Here is a 17,537-nt window from a genome sequence, read left to right on the forward strand (position 1 = left end):
CGGCCGGGAAGCGTTAAGAACGAGCACCACCGAGCAGCCGAGCCGTCGTCGAAGGAGACGAGGAAGATGACCACGAAGGCCCACGCCGCGAAGAAGCCTACGAAGAAGCCCGCCGGGAAGGCGAAGGCGAGGCCCGCGCCGCGGAAGGATGAGCGCGGCGCGAAGGCGAAGAAGGCGGCCGAGGTGGTCCGCGCGAAGGCGCCCGCCGTCCGCAAGGGCAAGGACGCCCGCGCCGAGAAGGTGGAGCGCACCGAGAAGGTCGCGGCGGAGAAGCCCGAGAAGAAGAAGGGCGCCCACGCGGCGGCCGCCGAGCCCGTGCCCGAGAAGGGCGCGAAGCCGGTGAAGCTGCGCCGCGGCGCGCCGCCGCCCGTCGAGGCGACGGAGGCCGAGGGCGAGTCCGAGGCCGAGGTCGAGGAGGCCGAGGTCGAGGAGGGCGACGACGTCGACGAGGACCTCCCGCAGGACGACATGTCCGACATCACCGAGCGCCCCGGGATGAAGGCGCTCATGGAGCGCGGCCGCGAGAAGGGCTTCGTCACCTACGACGAGGTGAACGACGCGCTCCCGTCCGACATCGGCTCGGACCAGATCGACGACGTGATGTCGATGTTCGGCGAGCACGACATCGAGGTCGTGGACGGCGCCGAGAAGAAGATGAAGCTCCCGGACAAGCCGCCGGAGCCGGAGGAGAAGGAGGCCGAGAAGGCCGAGGAGAAGGAGGAGGAGGACGACGCCGGCTACGGCAAGTCGAACGACCCGGTGCGCATGTACCTGCGCAAGATGGGGTCGGTCTCCCTCCTGACGCGCGAGGGCGAGGTCGAGATCGCGAAGCGGATCGAGGAGGGTGAGAAGGAGGTCCTCGCCGCCGTCCTCTCGTCGTCGATCGCCATCCGCGAGATCCTCGATCTCGGCGAGCGGCTCCGGAAGGGCAAGATCCGCGTCCGCGAGATCATCAAGGACGCCGGCGAGGAGCAGCCCTCGGAGAACGAGGAGGAGGTCGAGGAGGAGGTCGAGGAGACCGCCGAGGTCGAGGCGGGCGCCGAGGTCGAGGCCGCGGTCGAGGGCGAGGTCCCGGTCGCCGAGGGCGCCGAGCCGGAGAAGCCGAAGATCCCGAAGGAGGAGGAGCGGAAGGTCGAGAACGTGCTCACGCACATCGACCGGATCCGCAAGCTCGAGCGCGACGTCGCGAAGGTGCGCGAGACGCTCGGCGGGAAGAAGCTCTCCGAGGTGAAGCGCAAGGAGCTGAAGAACGAGATCCGCGCCATCGAGGCGGAGATGATGGAGAACCTCGAGGCGATCCAGCTCAACAAGAAGCAGATCGACCGGATCGTCCTGAAGCTGAAGAGCTTCATCAAGCGCGTCGAGGAGGCGGAGCGCGAGCTGTACGACTGCGAGCGCCGCACGGGCGTGCCGGTGAAGGAGCTCCGCCGCCTCCTCCGCGAGACGCGCGAGGACGAGGCCGAGCGCCGCAAGCTCGCGAAGAAGCTGCGCTCCTCGCTCGAGGACGTGGAGGAGCTCGACCGCAGCGTCCGCACCGCGGGCCGCAAGATCCTGCGGGTGCAGGAGGAGGCGGAGGTCCCGGTCGACGAGCTGCGCCGCACCTACCGGATGATCAGCGACGGGGAGCGGAAGGCCGAGCGGGCGAAGACCGAGCTCGTCGAGGCGAACCTGCGCCTCGTGGTCTCCATCGCGAAGAAGTACACGAACCGCGGCCTGCAGTTCCTGGACCTCATCCAGGAGGGCAACATCGGCCTCATGAAGGCCGTGGACAAGTTCGAGTACAAGCGCGGCTACAAGTTCTCGACGTACGCGACCTGGTGGATCCGGCAGGCGATCACCCGGGCGATCGCCGATCAGGCGCGGACCATCCGCATCCCGGTCCACATGATCGAGACGATCAACAAGCTCATCCGGACGAGCCGCTACCTCGTGCAGGAGCTCGGCCGCGAGCCGACGCCGGAGGAGATCGCCGAGAAGATGGAGCTCCCGCTCGACAAGGTCCGCAAGGTCCTCAAGATCGCGAAGGAGCCGATCTCGCTCGAGACGCCCATCGGCGAGGAGGAGGACAGCCACCTCGGGGACTTCATCGAGGACAAGTCGCTCGTCAGCCCGTCCGACGCGGTGATCAACATGAACCTGGCCGAGCAGACGCGGAAGGTGCTCGCCACCCTCACGCCGCGCGAGGAGAAGGTCCTCCGGATGCGCTTCGGCATCGGCGAGAAGAGCGATCACACGCTCGAGGAGGTCGGGCAGGACTTCGAGGTCACCCGCGAGCGCATCCGCCAGATCGAGGCGAAGGCGCTCCGGAAGCTGCGGCACCCGTCCCGGTCGAAGCGCCTGAAGAGCTTCGTCGAGAACTAGTGGAACGAGCGGAGGGCTCCCAGCCGGCGGGGATTATGATACAGGGAGCCCCCCAGGGCCGGACCGGGCCCATAGCTCAACGGTCAGAGCGCTCGGCTCATAACCGATGCGATCCAGGTTCGAATCCTGGTGGGCCCATCGTCACGAGGAGAGACAGACTTGTCGTCGCTGCGTGAGAAGCTGAAGGCGCTGGAGGAGCTGCAGCAGATCGATCTCGAGACCAACGAGGTCAAGGCGGAGCTCGAGGCGGTGCCCGGGAAGCGCGCCGAGATCGACGGGCGCGTCCTCGACGCGCGCCGCGCGTACGACGAGGAGAAGGCCCGGATGGAGGGCAACGAGCGAGAGCGACGCCAGCTCGAGTCCCTCCTCGCGATGGAGCGCGACAAGGTGAAGAAGTGGGAGGGCCGCCTCGGCGAGATCAAGACGCCGCGCGAGTACGCGGCGCTCTCCCGCGAGATCGACATCGCCAAGAAGGCGAACGACACGCAGTCCGAGCAGGTGCGCGACCTCACCGCCCAGGCGGGCGACATCCAGAAGGCGCTCGACGCGAAGGGCGAGGCCCTCGCCGAGCGCGAGGAGGGCGCGCAGACGGACGCGAAGGCGCTCGACGAGGCGCGCGCGAAGGCGGAGGAGCGACTCCGGGCGCTCGACGCGCGGCGCGCCGAGGCCGCCAAGGCCGTCGACCCCGCCCTGCTCGCGAAGTACGAGAACATCAAGAAGCGCCGGGCGGGCATCGCCGTGGCGCCGGTCGTCGGGATGACCTGCCGCGGGTGCCACCGCAACATCCCCCCGCAGCTCGCCATCACCCTGCAGCGGGCGAACTCGATCGAGACCTGCCCGAACTGCCACCGGATCATCTACTCCTCCGAGGCGGTGAACCCTCCCGCCGCGTCGACGGCCTAGGCCGTGGCCCGGGCCGTCCTGGCGGAGCTGCTCCGCTTCATCGCCGCGAACGAGGACCTCCCTCGGACGCGCGCGCGGTACCCGGGGTACGACCGGGACACGCTCGGGAAGCTCATCGACGCCGCCGCCGATCGGATCGAGGAGCTCGAGAAGGCGAAGGAGCCCGCGCCGGGCGCCGGCTCGAAGGGCATCAAGGTTCGCAAGCAGACCGACGTGGAGAAGGCGGCGCAGCGGTCGGCCGCCGAGCTCGACGAGGCGATGGACCTCTCCAAGGCCGAGCGCGACCGCCGGAAGAAGCAGCGCGCCGCCGAGGAGGCCGCCGAGCGGGCCGCGGAGGAGGCCGCCGTGGCGGCGGAGGTCGCCAAGCGGACGCGGCTCTACACCGACGGCGCCGCGCGCGGAAACCCCGGCCCGGCCGGCGCAGGCGCGGTGATCATCAACCCCGACGGCCACATCGTCGCGAAGGTCGGCAAGTTCCTCGGGGAGTCCACGAACAACGTGGCCGAGTACATGGGGCTCATCCTCGGCCTGAAGCGCGCCAAGGCGATGGGCATCCGCGAGCTCGAGGTCCTCTCGGACTCGGAGCTCCTCGTGAAGCAGCTGAACGGCGACTACGCGGTGAAGGCGGAGCACCTCCGGCCGCTGCACGACGAGGTGCAGGTGCTGCTCAAGGGCTTCTCCTGGATCCAGGTCCGCCACATCCCGCGGGAGGAGAACGGGCAGGCGGACGCGATGTCGAACCGGGCGATCGACGAGCGGCTGTAGGCGCCGTCACCCGACCAGGCCCGCGGCGCCGCTCCGGCGCCGCAGCGCCGCGAGGTTCCGCCGCGCGCCCAGATAGCGGGCGTCCTCCGCCCAGTCCGACGGGTGCACCTCGGGGACCGCGCGATGCGCGAGGTCCGCGTCCACGTTCACGAACGTGAAGAGGCAGGAGTTCGAGAGCGCGCGCGCCGTCCGGTCGCGGCTCACGCGCTCGATGGCGGTCTCGACGCAGATCGCCGCCCCCTCGGTGTAGACGACGCGGCTCGTGAAGTGGAGCTTGTCGCCGATCGAGACGGGGTGGAAGAAGTTGATGCGGTTCGCCGCGGCGACGAGCGGGCGGTGGGTCGCGATCCGCTCGGCGCAGATGGAGGAGAGCTCGTAGGCGCGCCGCATGATGTACCCGCCGAAGATGATCCGGGACGCGTTCTCCTGCTCCGGGTAGGTCCGCTCCCAGCTCTCCGCCATCAGCTCGCGGGCGCGGAGCCCCTGGAACCCGCGCTCGTCCTGCGCACGGTGGAGCCGCGCGAGCAGGTCGAACTCGTCCCGCCGCGGCGGCTCGAACGCGCTCGCCGCGTGCGCCCGGTACGCCTCCCGGCGCGCGACCGCCCGGACCGCGCGCTCGCGATCGAGGTCGTCGGCGGGCACGAGCGGGGCGACGGGCACGCTCCGCGCCTCCGGCCCGTCGCCGTCGCGCGCCACCATCGTGAAGTAGCAGGACGCGAGGTGGTCGTCGGTCGCGGGATCGTCCACGCGGATCCCGACCTCCATCGAGCTCTTCCCGACGTGGTTGAGCCGCGCGCGGCAGCGGAGGTCGCGCTCGGCGTCGAGGACGTGGCGGACGAGGATCTCGTCGACGCGGCCGTGACGACGCGCGCGCCCGGGACCGTGCGGAGCGCGTGAGCGACGGCCGTCTCCGCGGCGAGGAGGTCGAGCACCTCGAGGAGCACGCCGAAGCGGAGGTTCCCCGGGATCCGGTCCTTCACCACCAGGAAACGGCGCCGGAGCGCCTCGTCGCGGGAGAGCGGCAGCAGGTGCTCGCAGGAGGTCTCGGCGGGGTGCATGCGAAAACTCTAGGTGGCCGCGCGGCTGCGCGCAGCGCTCCGGCGGGCACCCGGCCGCGCGGCGCACCGCATGCGCGAAACCTTCTCGCCCGGGACCGCCGTCCGCAGGGCCTGCGCGCACTCGGTGCGCCGCGGCGAGATGATCGACCGATGGCGACGATGACGTTTGACGAGGGTCACCCCGATTGCGCAATCATTGACGGTACGCGTTCAATGGGCGCGCAATTCGTGCTACATGAGCGCCTCCACTCTTCGATCGGAGGGCTTTCCCCGTGAACCAGACCAGAACCGCCGAGGCCACGATCCACGAGGTCGCGCCCGTCGAGCTGCACCGCGCCGCCGCGCTGGCCGAGACCGTCATCAAGGACACGACCGCGAACCCGGCACCGCTCGGGCTGATGGGCTTCGGCCTCACGACCGTGCTCCTCAACCTCCACAACGCCGGCATCATCGGGATCGGCAGCATGATCCTGGCGATGGGCCTCTTCTACGGCGGCATCGCCCAGATCATCGCCGGCGTCATGGAGTGGAAGAAGAAGAACACCTTCGGGATGGTCGCGTTCACGTCCTACGGCTTCTTCTGGATCTCCCTCGTCGCGCTCATCCTGATGCCGCGGTTCGGCATCGTCGACGCGTCGGACAAGAACGCGATGGCGGCCTACCTGTTCATCTGGGGGCTCTTCTCGGTCGTGCTCTTCATCGCGACCTTCAAGATGAACCGGGCGATCATGCTGGTGTTCTTCTCGCTCGTGATCCTCTTCATGCTCCTCGGCGTCGGCGACGCGACCGGCAACCATGCGATCACGAAGATCGCGGGCTACGAGGGCATCGCCTGCGGCCTCGGCGCCATGTACATCGGCGCCGCCCAGATCCTGAACGAGGTCTACGGGCGGAAGCTGCTCCCGCTCGGCGAGTTCTAGGAACGCCGCGCAGAAGCACGACGGCCCGGCCAGTCTGGCCGGGCCGTTCGCATTTGCGGCGACGCGTGAGCGGTGGTCGCTACAGCGCGCTCTCGTGCTTCTCCGCGTGGCGGATCTGGTCGGCGGCGCGGTCGGCCTTGAGGCGCTTCATCCGCTTCCGGATGATCTCGCGCTTCAGGCTCGAGAGGTGATCCACGAAGAGCGTGCCGTCCAGGTGGTCGGTCTCGTGCTGCAGCGCGATCGCGAGCAGCCCGTCCGCCTCGATCTCGAACGCCTTGCCGTGGTAGTCGAGCGCCCGCACCCACACCTTCGCGGCGCGCTCCACGTCCTCCGCCTCGCCGGGGATGGAGAGGCAGCCCTCGGTGTAGCTGGTCTTCCCCTCGAGCCGGACGATCTGCGGGTTCACGAGGTGGACGAGCTTCTGCCCCTCCTGCCGCGGCGACGTGTCGATGACCACGACCCGCTTCAGCTCCGCGATCTGCGGGGCGGCGAGCCCGACGCCGTCGGCGGCGTACATGGTCTCCGCCATGTCGTCGAGGAGGCGCCGGATGGAGTCGTCCACCCGGTCCACGGGCTTGGCGATCTCCTTCAGGATGGGGTCTGGCCAGATGACGATTTCACGAACCATTCGAGCACCTTCTACCGGATCCGGAATGTAACGGGGAAGCCCCGGGCGCGCACGGCGCCGCCCCCGCCGGCGCCCTAGTCGCCGAGACCGCGCAGGTACTCCTCGCGCAGGCGATCGTCGGCGAGCACGTCGCGGGCGTCCTTCACCACCGCGTGGATCTCCGCGAGCGTCGCGGGCAGGGTGTCGTCGCGCGCACCGTCGTAGCGGCGCGGGTCGAGCTCGGCGAGCAGGCGATCGGAGGCCTCCCGCACCTCGTGCGGGGTGCAGAGCCGGCCGACCCCCAGCACGGTGAAGTAGTCGGCGCGCCGCGCCTGGTCGAGCTTCTCCCTCACGCGGGCGAGGTCGATGGCCTGCGCGCGCTCCGCCTGGGGGCGCCCCGCCTGGAGGACGCGCACGCCGAGCGCGCCGACGAGCACGAGCGCCGCGAGGAGCTGCCGGGTCGTGAGCGCGTCGAGCGGGCTCGCGAGGACGATCTCGTCCGCCGTGCGGAGGCCGTCCGCGAGCGCGACGGCGCGCCGCTCCTCCGGGGAGAGCCCGAGCTCGGCCGCCGCGGGGCCGCCGGAGACGGGGGCGAGGAGGGTGCCGGGGCCGCCGAGCAGGGCGTCCACCCGCGCCGCCAGCCACCGCCGCCGGACGCCCTCGACCGCGAGGGCGAGCGCGCCGCGCTCGAGCGCCGTCCGCTCGTCGGCGGGGACCTCGTGCGCCGCCCAGGCGAAGCGCGCGCCCGCGTCGGCGAAGACGCCGAAGACGACCTCCTCCGTCCGACGGCGCACGAGCCCGGAGAGCTCGGTCGGCTTCAGGAACCCGCGCTCGAGGAGGAGCACGGCGGCGCGTCGCGTGGCGAGCGACGCCGCCGCGCGCGCGATCTGCCGGTGCTGGTCGCGGGTCACGAGGCCGAGCCGGAGCGCGACCTCCTCGACCCGCTCGGCGGGGTCGGCGCTGGAGGCGCCGACCACGCGACCGTCCTCGAACCACAGCGACCGGGCCCACTCCCCCTGGAAGTCGAGGCGGCCCTGGAGCCTCGCGCGCGCGGCGAGCGCGAGGACGCGCGGCGCGGGCAGGTCGGCGAGCGTTCCGCCTCGCAGCTCCGGGGGCGGAGCCGGGAGGGGCGCGGCGGCAGGCGCGGGCTCCGGAGCGGGCGCGGGCTCGAGGACGGGCTCGGTCCACGGCGCCGGGGCCTGCGCCGCGGGCGGGAGCGTGGCCCCGCGGAGCGCCGCCACGCGGCGGCGCGCGACCTCCTCGGCCGGGTCGAGCGGCAGCGCCGCAGCCGACGGGGGCTCCGGGGCCGCGTACTCGAACGGCGCGAACGGCGGGTCCGCGAACGTCGCGAGGGGCGAGGCGGCATGGGGCGGCGTGCGGAGCGCGGCGAGCTCGGCGCGGCGACGCGCCTCCTCCCCGACCCGGCGCAGCTCCGCGTCGGCCTCGGCGCGGCGCCGGGCCTCGTCCTCCACGCGGCGCAGCTCGGCCTCGGCCTCGGCGCGGCGCCGGGCCTCCTCCTCGCTGCGACGCCGGAGCGCCTCCATCTCGGCGCGCGCGCTCTCGATGGCCTGACGGAGCTTCTCCTCCTCCTCCTCGTGTGCGCGCGCCTCCAGGGCGGCCTTCCGGCGCGCCTCCTCCTCCTCGAACCGCCGCAGCTCGTCCGCGGCCTCCTCGTCCGCGGCGGCGCGTTCCTTCAGGGACGCGATCCGCTCCTCGGCGCTGCGCCGCTCGGCATCGAGCTGCTCGCGGACGCGCGCCAGCTCCTCCTCCGCGCGGCGGCGCGCCTCGGCCTCGGCGGCGGCCTTCTCCTCCGCGTCCCGGGCGCGGCGGGCCTCGTCGGCGAGGCGCTGGCGCTCCGCCGCGTCGGCGCGCGCGGCGGCCTCGGCCTGCGCCCGCTCCTCCGCGTCCCGGCGCGCCCGTGCCGCCTGCGCGTCCGCTTCGCGCCGCGCGCGCGCCTCCGCGTCCGCGACCCGCGCCGCGGCCTCCTGCGCCGCCTGCGCCTCCCGCTCCCGGGCGGACTCGGCCTCCGCCTCGCGCGCCGCCATCTCCTCCAGCTCGCGGGCCGCCTCCGCCTCGGCGACGCGCCGGGCGTCCTCCTCGCGGCGACGCGCCTCGGCCCGGGCGCGCTCGTCTTCCGCGAGCTTCGCCCGCTCCGCCTCCTCCGCTCGCCGCAGCACCGCCTCGAGCCCATCGTCCTCGAGCTCGAGCGCGGACGCGGGCACCGCGGCGGGCGGCGGCTGCGGCGCCGGCGCATCCTGCGCGGGCGCCCGGGAGGGCGGCGGCGTCGCGACCGTGACGCGCTCGGCCCCGGCGGCGCCGTCCGCGGCGGTTGCCGGGCGGCGGCGGAGCTCCTCGGCGCGGGCCCGGAGCGCCTCTGCGGCGGCCCGACGTGCAGCGGCGGCGGGCGGCTCCGCCGCGGAGGCCGGCGGGGGGGCGCCGTTCGCGGTCCGGGACGGCGAGGGGGCACCGTTCGCGGTCCGGGCCGGCGCGCGGGCCCCGGCCGCGACCGACGAGGCGGAGGGAGAGGTGGCGGGCGGCGGGGCGGTCCTGGCGGCCGGCACCGCGGTGGCCGTCCTGGCCGGAGCGGCTGCCCTCGCCGGAGCGGGCACCGTCGCCGGAGCGGGCGCCGTCGCCGCGGTCGAGAGCAGCGCCGCCACCTCGTCCTGGAGCTGCGCCGGATCCACCGGCCGCGGCACGCGACGGGCCCGGGCCGGCGCGCGCGGCGCCTCGCCGAGCAGCACCATCGGGAGCCCGGCGTACTCCTCGTCGAGCTGGCGCGCGAGCTCGAGCGCGCCGCCGCCGTCGCAGGTGGTCGAGAGGACCACGAGCTCGGGCCGCGCGGCCTCGATGGACGCGAGCGCGTCGGACGCGTTCGTCGCGAGCGCCGGGACGTGCCCGACCCGCGTGAGCACGCGCTTCACGGCGGAGATCTCTGCGATGTCGTCGTCGACGAGGAGGATGCGCGCCACGCGGCGCGATTATGGATCGCCGCACGCCGGGTGACCAAGCGGGCGACCGTACGTCGGTTCTTCGCCTACCCGATACCGCGGTTCCGGCCGGCGCCTCACGGCGCGCCGAGGTCGTCGAGCAGCTCCGGATCCAGGCCGTCCGTCGAGAGCTCGAGGAGCACCTCCCGGGCGCTCTCCGGCGGGAAGGCGCCGCCCGCGGTCGCCGCCGCGAGCGCGCGGAGCCGGGCGGCCGGGAGCGCGGCGCGGGCGCCGGGGTCGAACGCGTCCGTCGCGAGCTCTCCGAGGATCGCGAGCGCGAGGCCGGCCGCCGCGCGCTCCGTCGCGTCGCCGGCGCTCGCGAGCGCGTCCCGCAGCGCGGGCCGGCTCCGCTCGACGTCCTCGGGGAGGCAGGAGAGGAGGTACGCCGCGGCCCTTCGCACCGCCGCGTCGGGATCGCGGAGCAGCGCGACGGCGGCGGCGACCCCTTCCCGCACCGCGGCGCGGGCTGCGCGGACCCACCCGAGCTCGCGCGCCACCTCGTCCCGCCGCGAGGGCGCGTGCACCGCGTGGTACGACTGGCCCTGCGCCACGAGCCCGAGGAGCACCGTCACGGCATCACGGTCCGGGGCGCCGGGGCGGGCGGCGAGCTCGAGCAGGAACGGGACGGCCGCGGCGGTCGCCTCGTAGACGGTTCCCTGGTGCCAGATCGTCTCGTGGAGCGCTTCGAGCGCGGCCCGCCGGGCGGTGGCGTCGCCGGCCGCGATCGCGCGCAGCAGCCCGGGGACGTCGCGCGCCGGCCCGAACGCGTGGCGGAGGCGGGGCCAGTCGACGTCTCCGAGCCGATCGAGCATGCGGGGTCGATCATGGCACGGCGCGATCCTCCGCGCCCGGGCGCGGCCAGCGGCGACGCGACCGGGACGCCCGCGCGGGGTTCGTCACATCATCGAGTACGGATCCATGTCGAACCGGATGGCCGCGCCGCCGGGGGGGCGCACCGCGACGCGTGCCAGCGCGGCGTGCACGCGGAAGAGCGCCTTCGGCCCGTCCGCGCGGAAGAGCAGGTGCCACCGGTGGCGGCCGCGGATCCGCTCGATGGCGGCGGGGGCGGGCCCGAGCATGGCCACCTCGCCCCCGAGCGCCGGGCGCGCGGCGTGCGCGAGCGCCTCCGCGGAGCGGCGGGCGCCGTCCTCCGAGCCCTCGACGCGGGCGGCCATCATGCGCGTGAAGGGGGGGTATCCGACGGTCCGCCGGCGATCGAGCTCGCCCGCCGCGAAGGCGGCGTAGTCGTGCCGCGCCGCGAGGGCGATCGCGGGCGTCCGCGGGTTGAAGGTCTGCACGACCACGCGCCCGCCCTCGGCCCCGCGGCCGGCGCGGCCCGCGACCTGCGTGAGCAGCTGGAACGTCCGCTCCGCGGCGCGGAAGTCCGGGAGCGCGAGGGCGGTGTCGGCGAGCACCACGCCGACGAGGGTCACGCCGGGGAAGTCGTGCCCCTTCGTCACCATCTGCGTCCCGACGAGCACGTCGAGCTCGCGTCGCGCGAACCGGGCGAGCACGGCGGCGGTGTCGTCGGCGGAGGTCACGACGTCGCGGTCGAGCCGCGCGACGCGCGCCGCCGGGAAGAGCTCCCGGACCGCCGCCTCCACCTGCTCGGTCCCGACCCCGACGCCGTACCGGACCCCGCCGCACGCGGGGCAGCGCGCGTCCATCCGCTCCGTCCGGCCGCAGTAGTGGCAGAGCAGGATCCCGCGCCGCGCGTGGTGCGTGAGGGACACGGCGCACTCGGTGCACTGGGCCTCCGCCCCGCAGACCTCGCAGACGACCAGCGTCTCGTACCCGCGCCGGTTCAGGAAGAGGATGACCTGCTGCGACGCCTCGAGCGTGCGCGCGATGGCCTCGGACAGCTGCGGCGCGAGCAGCCCGGGGAGCTTCGCCACGCCCCCGCGGCGGAGCCGCCCGAGATCGACGAGCTCGACCTCCGGGAGGGGGCGGTCGTCGACGCGCGCGGGGAGCTCGAGCTTGCGGTACCGCCCGGCGCGCGCGTTCTCGAGCGTCTCGAGCGACGGCGTCGCGGAGCCCAGCACGAGCACCGCGTCCTCGCGCTTCGCGCGGACGACGGCGAGATCGCGCGCGTGGTAGGGCGGGCCGTCCTCCTGCTTGAAGGACGGATCGTGCTCCTCGTCGACCACGATGATGGCGAGGTCCTGCACCGGCGCGAAGATCGCGCTCCGGACGCCGACGCAGATCCGCGCGTCGCCGCGGCGGAGCCGCAGCCACTCCGCGTGCCGCTCGGCGTCGGAGAGGCCGGAGTGCATGAGCGCGACGTCGTCCCCGAACCGCGCGCGGAAGCGGCCGGCGAGCTGGGGGGTGAGGGCGATCTCGGGCACGAGGACGAGCGCGCCCTTGCCCGCGCCGCGGGCGCGCGCGATGGCCTGGAGGTAGACCTCGGTCTTGCCCGAGCCGGTGACGCCGTGGAGGAGGAAGGGCTGGAACGTCCCGGCCGCGGCGTCGAGCTCGACGAGCGCTGCGGCCTGCGCCGGCGTGAGGACGGGCGCCGCGGCGGACGCGGGGAGGAGGGCGCCCCGCGCGACGGGCGTCTCGGTCTCGAGCCGGACGAGGCCGCGCCGGGCGAGCGCGGCGACCGCGGGGCGGCCCTTCGGGAACGCGGCGCGGAGCTCCTCCACGGGGATGCGGCCGCGCGCGAGGAGGTACTCGAGGACGGCGCGCTGCGCAGGCGCCCGCGCGAGCGCCTTCGGGTCCGCGGCGGCCCCGGCCGCGGCCTCCGCCGGCGCCGCGTACTCGACGCCGCGCCGCGCGGGCCCGGCCTCGCCGCGGCGCGCGTTCAGGCCGGGCGGGAGCGCGGCGCGGAGCAGCTCGCCGGGCGGCACGAGGTAGTACTCCTCCGCCCAGCGGAGCAGCTCGACGAGCTCCGGCGTGAAGGGCGGGAACGGATCGAGCACCTCGACCACGTCGCGGAGCTCGATGCCGTCCGGCGCCGACGCCGGGAAGCCGACGACGTAGCCGGTCGCCCTCCGGCTCTTCCCGAACGGCACGGCCACCCGCTGGCCGAGGGAGACCCCGGGCGCGAGCGCGGATGGGACGCGGTAGGTGAACCGGCCGCGGACGGCGGCGGCGACGGCGACCTCGACGAGCACGCGAGGAGTGTAGCAGCGGAGGGCCACGCGGGCCGCCGTTCGGCTACACTCGCGCGCCACTCTCCGGGAGGACACCGTGACCCTCGATCTCCGTCGCCTCGTCATCGCGGTCGGCGTCGCCGCCGTGCTCGCGTGCGGCGAGAAGCAACCGCCCTCCGCCACGCCGCAGCCCGCGGCGCCTCCGCCGCCCGCGCCCGCCGCGGCGCCGACGCCCGCACCCGAGCCGAAGCCGCCGGAGGCCCCGCCCGCCGAGCCGAAGCCGGCGCAGCCGACGCCCGCCGAGGCGAAGCCGGCCGAGACGAAGCCAGCCCAGGCCCCGGCGCAGGCCACGCCGGCGAAGCCCTCCGAGGCGAAGCCCGCCCCGGCGAAGCCCGCGCCCGCGGCGCCGGCGGCCGCTCCGGCGACCACCGCGGCGCCGAAGCCCGCGGAGACGACGCCGCCGGCGCCCGCGCCGTCGAGGCCGGCCGAGACCGCTCCCGCGGCGCCGCCCGCCGCCGAGGCCGCGCACGCCAAGGTCGGCCCGCAGAAGTGCAAGATGTGCCACCGCGTCGAGGTCGATTCGTGGTCCGCCTCCCCGCACGCCGCGAAGGGGCTCGACTGCGAGGGCTGCCACGGGAACGGCGCCGACTACTGGAACGCGAGCGTGATGCGCGACCCGGCGAGGGCGGCCGCTGCGGGCCTCGTGATGCCGGGCGTCGCGTTCTGCAAGCGGTGCCATGGCGCGAAGGCGGACCCGTCGCTCCTGCCGAAGGCGCACGCGCACAAGGGCGGGTGACGAGCGGGCCTCGGGCCTCGCGGCCGGCGCTGCGGAGCGGCTAGCGCACGCCGGTGAACGGGGCCAGGAACGCGCGCGCCTCCGCGAAGATCACGTCGAGCGAGGCCACGAGCTCGTGCCCGTCGTCGACGGGCACGAGCCGCGCCGTCGGCGTGCGCGCGACGAACTCGGCGACGTCGTCGAACGGCACGGTGTCGTCGCGACGCCCCGCGATGCAGAGGGTCGGCACGCGGACCTCGGGGAACGCAGGCCAGCCGCGGGCGTCCTCGTGGAATTGCCATCCGAGGCGGCGCCGGCGCCCCGACGCGAAGTGCTCGACCTCGAGCCCGCGCGCCCTCCACTGCTCGCGCTCTCCGTCGGTGAGCCGGCGATCCCACCGCTCGAAGAGCCGCACCGCCGGCGCCATCAGCACGAGCCGCTCGATGGAAGGATCGCGCGCGGCGGCCACCGCGGCGAGGTAGCCGCCGAGCGAGCTGCCGATGATGGCGTGGGGCGGAGCCGCTGCGGCCAGGAGACGCTCCGCCACCGCGAGCATGGACGACGGCGACGACGCCTCGAACCCGTTCTCGCCCGGGGTGAGATCCGGGATCTCGAGGTGCACGCCGATGGCCGCGAAGCGCGCCGCGAGCGCCTGCGCCTTCTTGGAGGACGGTCCGGAGGCGAAGCCGTGGAGGTAGAGGAGCACGCCCCGGAGGTTAACCCGCGGGCCGGCGGCACGCCGCGTGCTTCGGGATCGCTCGATGCCCGCCGCCGCCACCCGTTCACCCCGAGCCTGTCGACGCCCCGACCGCGCTGCGCCCGGCCGCGCTTCGACAGGGGCACCGCGAACGCCTCTCGTCCCCGACGCCTCCGATCGGAGCCGCCCATGACCGCCTCGCTCGCCCGGACGTGTACCGTCGCCCTCGCCCTCGCCGTGTCCGCGGGGACACGCGGGGCGGAGCCGTCGCTCGAGGCCGGGGACGTCGTCCTCCAGACCTCGCGGTCGTCGCAGTCGCGTGCGATCCGGGAGGCGACGGGCAGCCCGTGGTCGCACGTCGGGATCGTCGACGTCGGGCCGGACGGGCCGCACGTGATCGAGGCGATCGCGCACGTCTCGCGGACGCCATGGACGGCGTGGCGCGCGCGCGGCGAGGCGGGGCGCGTCCTCGTGCTCCGGGCGCGCGGGCTCCCCGCCCCGGCACGCGCTCGCGCCGCGGCGGTGGCGCGTGGCCTGATGGGGCGGCCGTACGACGTCCGGTTCGAGTGGGGTGACGACCGGCTCTACTGCTCGGAGCTGGTCGCGAAGGCGTATCTCCGCGGCACGGGACGCGCGCTCGGCCGGATGCAGCGCCTCCGCGACCTGCGCGTCGGCGGCCTCGACCGCGCGATCGCCGCGCGCTACGGAGGCCGGGTGCCGTGGGACCTGCGGCTCGTCACGCCCGCGTCCATCGCGGCCGATCCGGCGCTGTCGCCGGTGTACGCGTTTCCCTGACATCGCGCGCGCGACACCCGGCGCGGGGCTCGCGCGGGGCACGCCACCGGAGCTACGCTGCAAGGATGGTCTGGGGGGACCTCATGATGGATCAACGTCTGGAATCCGCGGTGCGGCGGCTCTGCCGCGACGGCGCCGCCCTCGCGGCGGACGGCGAGCGCGCGATGGCGCTCGAGAGCTACCTCGAGGCCTGGCAGCTCCTGCCGGAGCCGAAGGACGCGCCGATCGCGGCCGACGTGCGCGCCGGCATCCGGGGCCTCGTCCGCGGCACCGCGGCGCTCGAGCGCGCCGCCGCCGTCATCCTTCGCGAGGACGCGCCGCGCGACCTCGCCCGGGCTTGAACGCGGCTCAGTCCTTCTTCTCTCGCAGCGCGCGGAGCCGCTCCGCGAGCGTGCCCTCGAGCCCGTTCGCGGAGAGCTTCACGATCTCCTCGGCGCGGATCGCGTCCGGCAGGTACTGCTCGGCCACGTAGTGGCCCTCGAAGTTGTGCGGGTACCTGTACCCGCCGCCGTAGCCGAGCCCTTCCATGAGCTTGGTGGGTGCGTTGCGGAGCTTGAGCGGCACGGGCAGCGGCCCGCGCTCGCGCACGAGACGGCGGGCGTTCCCGTACGCGGTGATCGCGGTGTTCGACTTGGGCGCGAGCGCGAGGTAGATGGCGGCCTGGCTCATCGGCAGCACGCCCTCCGGCAGCCCGACGAGCTCCACCGCCTGCAGCGCCGCGATCGCGATCTGCAGCGCCTGCGGATCGGCGTTCCCCACGTCCTCGGACGCGAAGATCACCATCCGGCGCAGCACGAAGCGCGGGTCCTCGCCCGCCTCGAGCATCCGGACCATGTAGTAGACGGCCGCGTCCGGATCCGAGCCGCGCATCGACTTGATGAACGCGGAGACGACGTTGTAGTGCTCCTCGCCGGCCTTGTCGTAGAGGATCGTCCTCGCCTGGAGCGCCTCCTCGGCGTCGGCGCGCTCGATGGTGGCGCGCCCGGCGAGCCTCACCGCGGCGGCCGACACCTCGAGGGCGTTCAGCGCGCGCCGCGCGTCGCCGAAGCTGTGACGTGCGATCGCCTCGCGGGCCTCCGGCGAGAGCTGGAGCTCCCCCGCGAGCCCGTCCTTCGACGCGACCGCGCGATCCACGAGCGCGCCGAGCTCGTCCTCGGTGAGCGCGCGGAGCGTCACGACGCGGCAGCGCGAGAGGAGCGCGGCGTTCACCTCGAAGGACGGGTTCTCCGTCGTGGCGCCGATGAGGACGATCGTCCCGTCCTCCACGTGGGGCAGGAACGCGTCCTGCTGCGCCTTCGTGAAGCGGTGGATCTCGTCCACGAAGAGGATGGTGCGCTTGCGGTGGAGCTTCCGCCGATCGCGCGCCGCGGCGACGATCTCCCGGATCTCCTTCACCCCGCCGAGCACGGCGCTGAACGGGACGTACTCGGCCCCGGTGCGCTGGGCGACGATCCGGGCGAGGGTGGTCTTCCCGGTCCCGGGCGGTCCCCAGAGGATGAGCGAGGGCACCTGGTCCGCCTCGATGGCGCGGCGGAGCGCGGTGCCGGGGCCGAGGACGTGGTCCTGCCCGGCGAAGTCCTCCAGGCGACGGGGGCGCATCCGCTCGGCGAGCGGCTTGCCGGAAGGGTCCTCCTGCGCGGCGCGGTCGAAGAGGTCCATGCGATGTGGTCATATAATGGCACGCCATGGACGGTCATCCGTGCCCCGTGCCCCGCCGCGTCGGGATCGTACACAAGGTGACGAGCGCCGAGGCCTCGGAGACCGCGCTCTACGTCGCCCAGTTCCTGCGGTCGAAGGGCGTCGAGGTCACGCACGACGAGGCCGAGATCGCGAAGACCTCCGAGCTCGTGGTGGTCCTCGGAGGCGACGGCACCCTCATCCACGCCGCCTCCGTGCTCGACGGCCGCCCGGTGCCCATCCTCGGGGTGAACATGGGGAGCCTCGGGTTCATGACCGAGGTCCCGCAGTCCAGCATGTACCAGACCCTCGAGAGCGTCCTCACCGGCCGCGCGACGCTCTCCGAGCGGATGAAGCTCCGGGTGCACCTGCACCGGGGCGGGAGCCCGGAGCGTCTCCTCGACACGGAGGTGCTGAACGACGTGGTGATGGCGAAGGGCGCGCTCTCGCGCATGGTCGAGCTCGACACGCGCTGCTCCGGCAACTACGTCACGACGTTCAAGGCCGACGGCATCATCGTCGCGACGCCCACCGGCTCCACCGCGTACGCCCTCGCCGCGAACGGCCCCATCGTCTTCCCGACGATGCGCGGCGTGATCGTCGCGCCCATCTGCCCGCACACGCTCACGCAGCGGCCGCTCGTGGTGCCGGACGACGAGAACATCGAGATCCTCCTCGTGAACGACAGCGAGGTGTACCTGACGCTCGACGGCCAGAAGGGGATGAAGCTCGAGCGCGGCGATCGCGTGCAGGTGAAGCAGTCGTACAACCGCGTCCTGCTCGTCCGGAACCCGCAGATCGACTTCTTCGGCATCCTCCGCGCGAAGCTGCGGTGGGGTGAGCGCTAGGCGCCGAAGGCCCCGTTCCCGTTACCGTTGCCGTTACCGTCCCCGAACCCGT

General features: G+C 74.2%; 15 protein-coding genes and 1 tRNA gene. 9 read left to right on the forward strand and 7 right to left on the reverse strand.

Going from position 1 to position 17,537, the window contains the following annotated elements:
• Nucleotides 1-66 precede the first annotated feature (66 nt).
• The 4 genes from rpoD to AMOR_RS16985 all read left to right on the forward strand — a co-directional run bounded on the left by rpoD (nt 67) and on the right by AMOR_RS16985 (nt 4,029).
• Nucleotides 67-2,361: an RNA polymerase sigma factor RpoD gene (gene rpoD, locus AMOR_RS16970; protein ID WP_248352738.1), complete on the forward strand. Its 2,295-nt coding sequence runs from the start codon at nt 67-69 to the stop codon at nt 2,359-2,361.
• A gap of 65 nt (nt 2,362-2,426) precedes the next feature.
• A tRNA-Ile gene (locus AMOR_RS16975) sits at nt 2,427-2,499 on the forward strand.
• A gap of 21 nt (nt 2,500-2,520) precedes the next feature.
• Nucleotides 2,521-3,264, forward strand: coding sequence for a zinc ribbon domain-containing protein (locus AMOR_RS16980; protein ID WP_248352739.1), 744 nt, complete (start codon nt 2,521-2,523; stop codon nt 3,262-3,264).
• A gap of 3 nt (nt 3,265-3,267) precedes the next feature.
• Nucleotides 3,268-4,029 carry a ribonuclease HI family protein gene (locus AMOR_RS16985; protein ID WP_248352740.1) on the forward strand — a complete coding sequence of 254 codons (762 nt, stop codon included), beginning with the start codon at nt 3,268-3,270 and terminating at the stop codon, nt 4,027-4,029.
• Between the two features lie 6 nt (nt 4,030-4,035).
• Here AMOR_RS16985 and AMOR_RS16990 read toward each other — a convergent pair whose 3' ends face one another.
• A complete protein-coding gene (locus tag AMOR_RS16990; RefSeq protein WP_248352741.1) occupies nt 4,036-4,794 on the reverse strand; it encodes an acyl-CoA thioesterase in 759 nt (252 codons plus the stop codon).
• A 565-nt stretch (nt 4,795-5,359) separates the two neighbouring features.
• Between AMOR_RS16990 and AMOR_RS16995 the strand changes: the two genes are divergently transcribed.
• Nucleotides 5,360-6,007, forward strand: coding sequence for an acetate uptake transporter (locus tag AMOR_RS16995; protein WP_248352742.1), 648 nt, complete (start codon nt 5,360-5,362; stop codon nt 6,005-6,007).
• Nucleotides 6,008-6,086: 79 nt separating this feature from the next.
• On the opposite strand, the gene def is transcribed toward AMOR_RS16995, so the two are convergent.
• From def to priA, 4 genes are all read right to left on the reverse strand, one after another.
• Nucleotides 6,087-6,635 carry a peptide deformylase gene (gene def, locus AMOR_RS17000; RefSeq protein ID WP_248352743.1) on the reverse strand — a complete coding sequence of 183 codons (549 nt, stop codon included), beginning with the start codon at nt 6,633-6,635 and terminating at the stop codon, nt 6,087-6,089.
• A gap of 74 nt (nt 6,636-6,709) precedes the next feature.
• On the reverse strand, nt 6,710-9,583 hold the full coding sequence (locus AMOR_RS17005) for a response regulator (RefSeq protein WP_248352744.1): 2,874 nt from the start codon (nt 9,581-9,583) through the stop codon (nt 6,710-6,712).
• A 95-nt stretch (nt 9,584-9,678) separates the two neighbouring features.
• The gene (locus tag AMOR_RS17010) at nt 9,679-10,413 is read right to left on the reverse strand and encodes a hypothetical protein (RefSeq protein ID WP_248352746.1); all 735 of its coding nucleotides are present in this window, start codon (nt 10,411-10,413) and stop codon (nt 9,679-9,681) included.
• Between the two features lie 84 nt (nt 10,414-10,497).
• Nucleotides 10,498-12,714 carry a replication restart helicase PriA gene (priA, locus tag AMOR_RS17015; protein WP_248352748.1) on the reverse strand — a complete coding sequence of 739 codons (2,217 nt, stop codon included), beginning with the start codon at nt 12,712-12,714 and terminating at the stop codon, nt 10,498-10,500.
• A 76-nt stretch (nt 12,715-12,790) separates the two neighbouring features.
• On the opposite strand from priA, the gene AMOR_RS17020 reads away from it, so the two are divergent.
• Nucleotides 12,791-13,489 (forward strand): hypothetical protein, encoded by a 699-nt coding sequence (locus AMOR_RS17020; RefSeq protein WP_248352750.1) that lies wholly within the window; start codon nt 12,791-12,793, stop codon nt 13,487-13,489.
• A 40-nt stretch (nt 13,490-13,529) separates the two neighbouring features.
• Here AMOR_RS17020 and AMOR_RS17025 read toward each other — a convergent pair whose 3' ends face one another.
• Nucleotides 13,530-14,174 carry a YqiA/YcfP family alpha/beta fold hydrolase gene (locus AMOR_RS17025; RefSeq protein ID WP_248352752.1) on the reverse strand — a complete coding sequence of 215 codons (645 nt, stop codon included), beginning with the start codon at nt 14,172-14,174 and terminating at the stop codon, nt 13,530-13,532.
• A 180-nt stretch (nt 14,175-14,354) separates the two neighbouring features.
• Between AMOR_RS17025 and AMOR_RS17030 the strand changes: the two genes are divergently transcribed.
• Nucleotides 14,355-14,960 (forward strand): YiiX/YebB-like N1pC/P60 family cysteine hydrolase, encoded by a 606-nt coding sequence (locus tag AMOR_RS17030; RefSeq protein ID WP_248352753.1) that lies wholly within the window; start codon nt 14,355-14,357, stop codon nt 14,958-14,960.
• A gap of 83 nt (nt 14,961-15,043) precedes the next feature.
• Complete coding sequence (locus AMOR_RS17035; RefSeq protein WP_248352754.1) at nt 15,044-15,301, forward strand: hypothetical protein; 258 nt, start codon at nt 15,044-15,046, stop codon at nt 15,299-15,301.
• A gap of 7 nt (nt 15,302-15,308) precedes the next feature.
• On the opposite strand, the gene AMOR_RS17040 is transcribed toward AMOR_RS17035, so the two are convergent.
• On the reverse strand, nt 15,309-16,619 hold the full coding sequence (locus tag AMOR_RS17040) for a replication-associated recombination protein A (protein ID WP_248352755.1): 1,311 nt from the start codon (nt 16,617-16,619) through the stop codon (nt 15,309-15,311).
• A 26-nt stretch (nt 16,620-16,645) separates the two neighbouring features.
• Here AMOR_RS17040 and AMOR_RS17045 point away from each other — a divergent pair, with 26 nt between their 5' ends.
• Entirely contained in the window at nt 16,646-17,485 is an 840-nt protein-coding gene (locus AMOR_RS17045) for an NAD(+)/NADH kinase (protein WP_248352756.1), read from the forward strand.
• Nucleotides 17,486-17,537: the final 52 nt, after the last annotated feature.

The organism is Anaeromyxobacter oryzae (assembly GCF_023169945.1).
GTDB lineage: Bacteria > Myxococcota > Myxococcia > Myxococcales > Anaeromyxobacteraceae > Anaeromyxobacter > Anaeromyxobacter oryzae.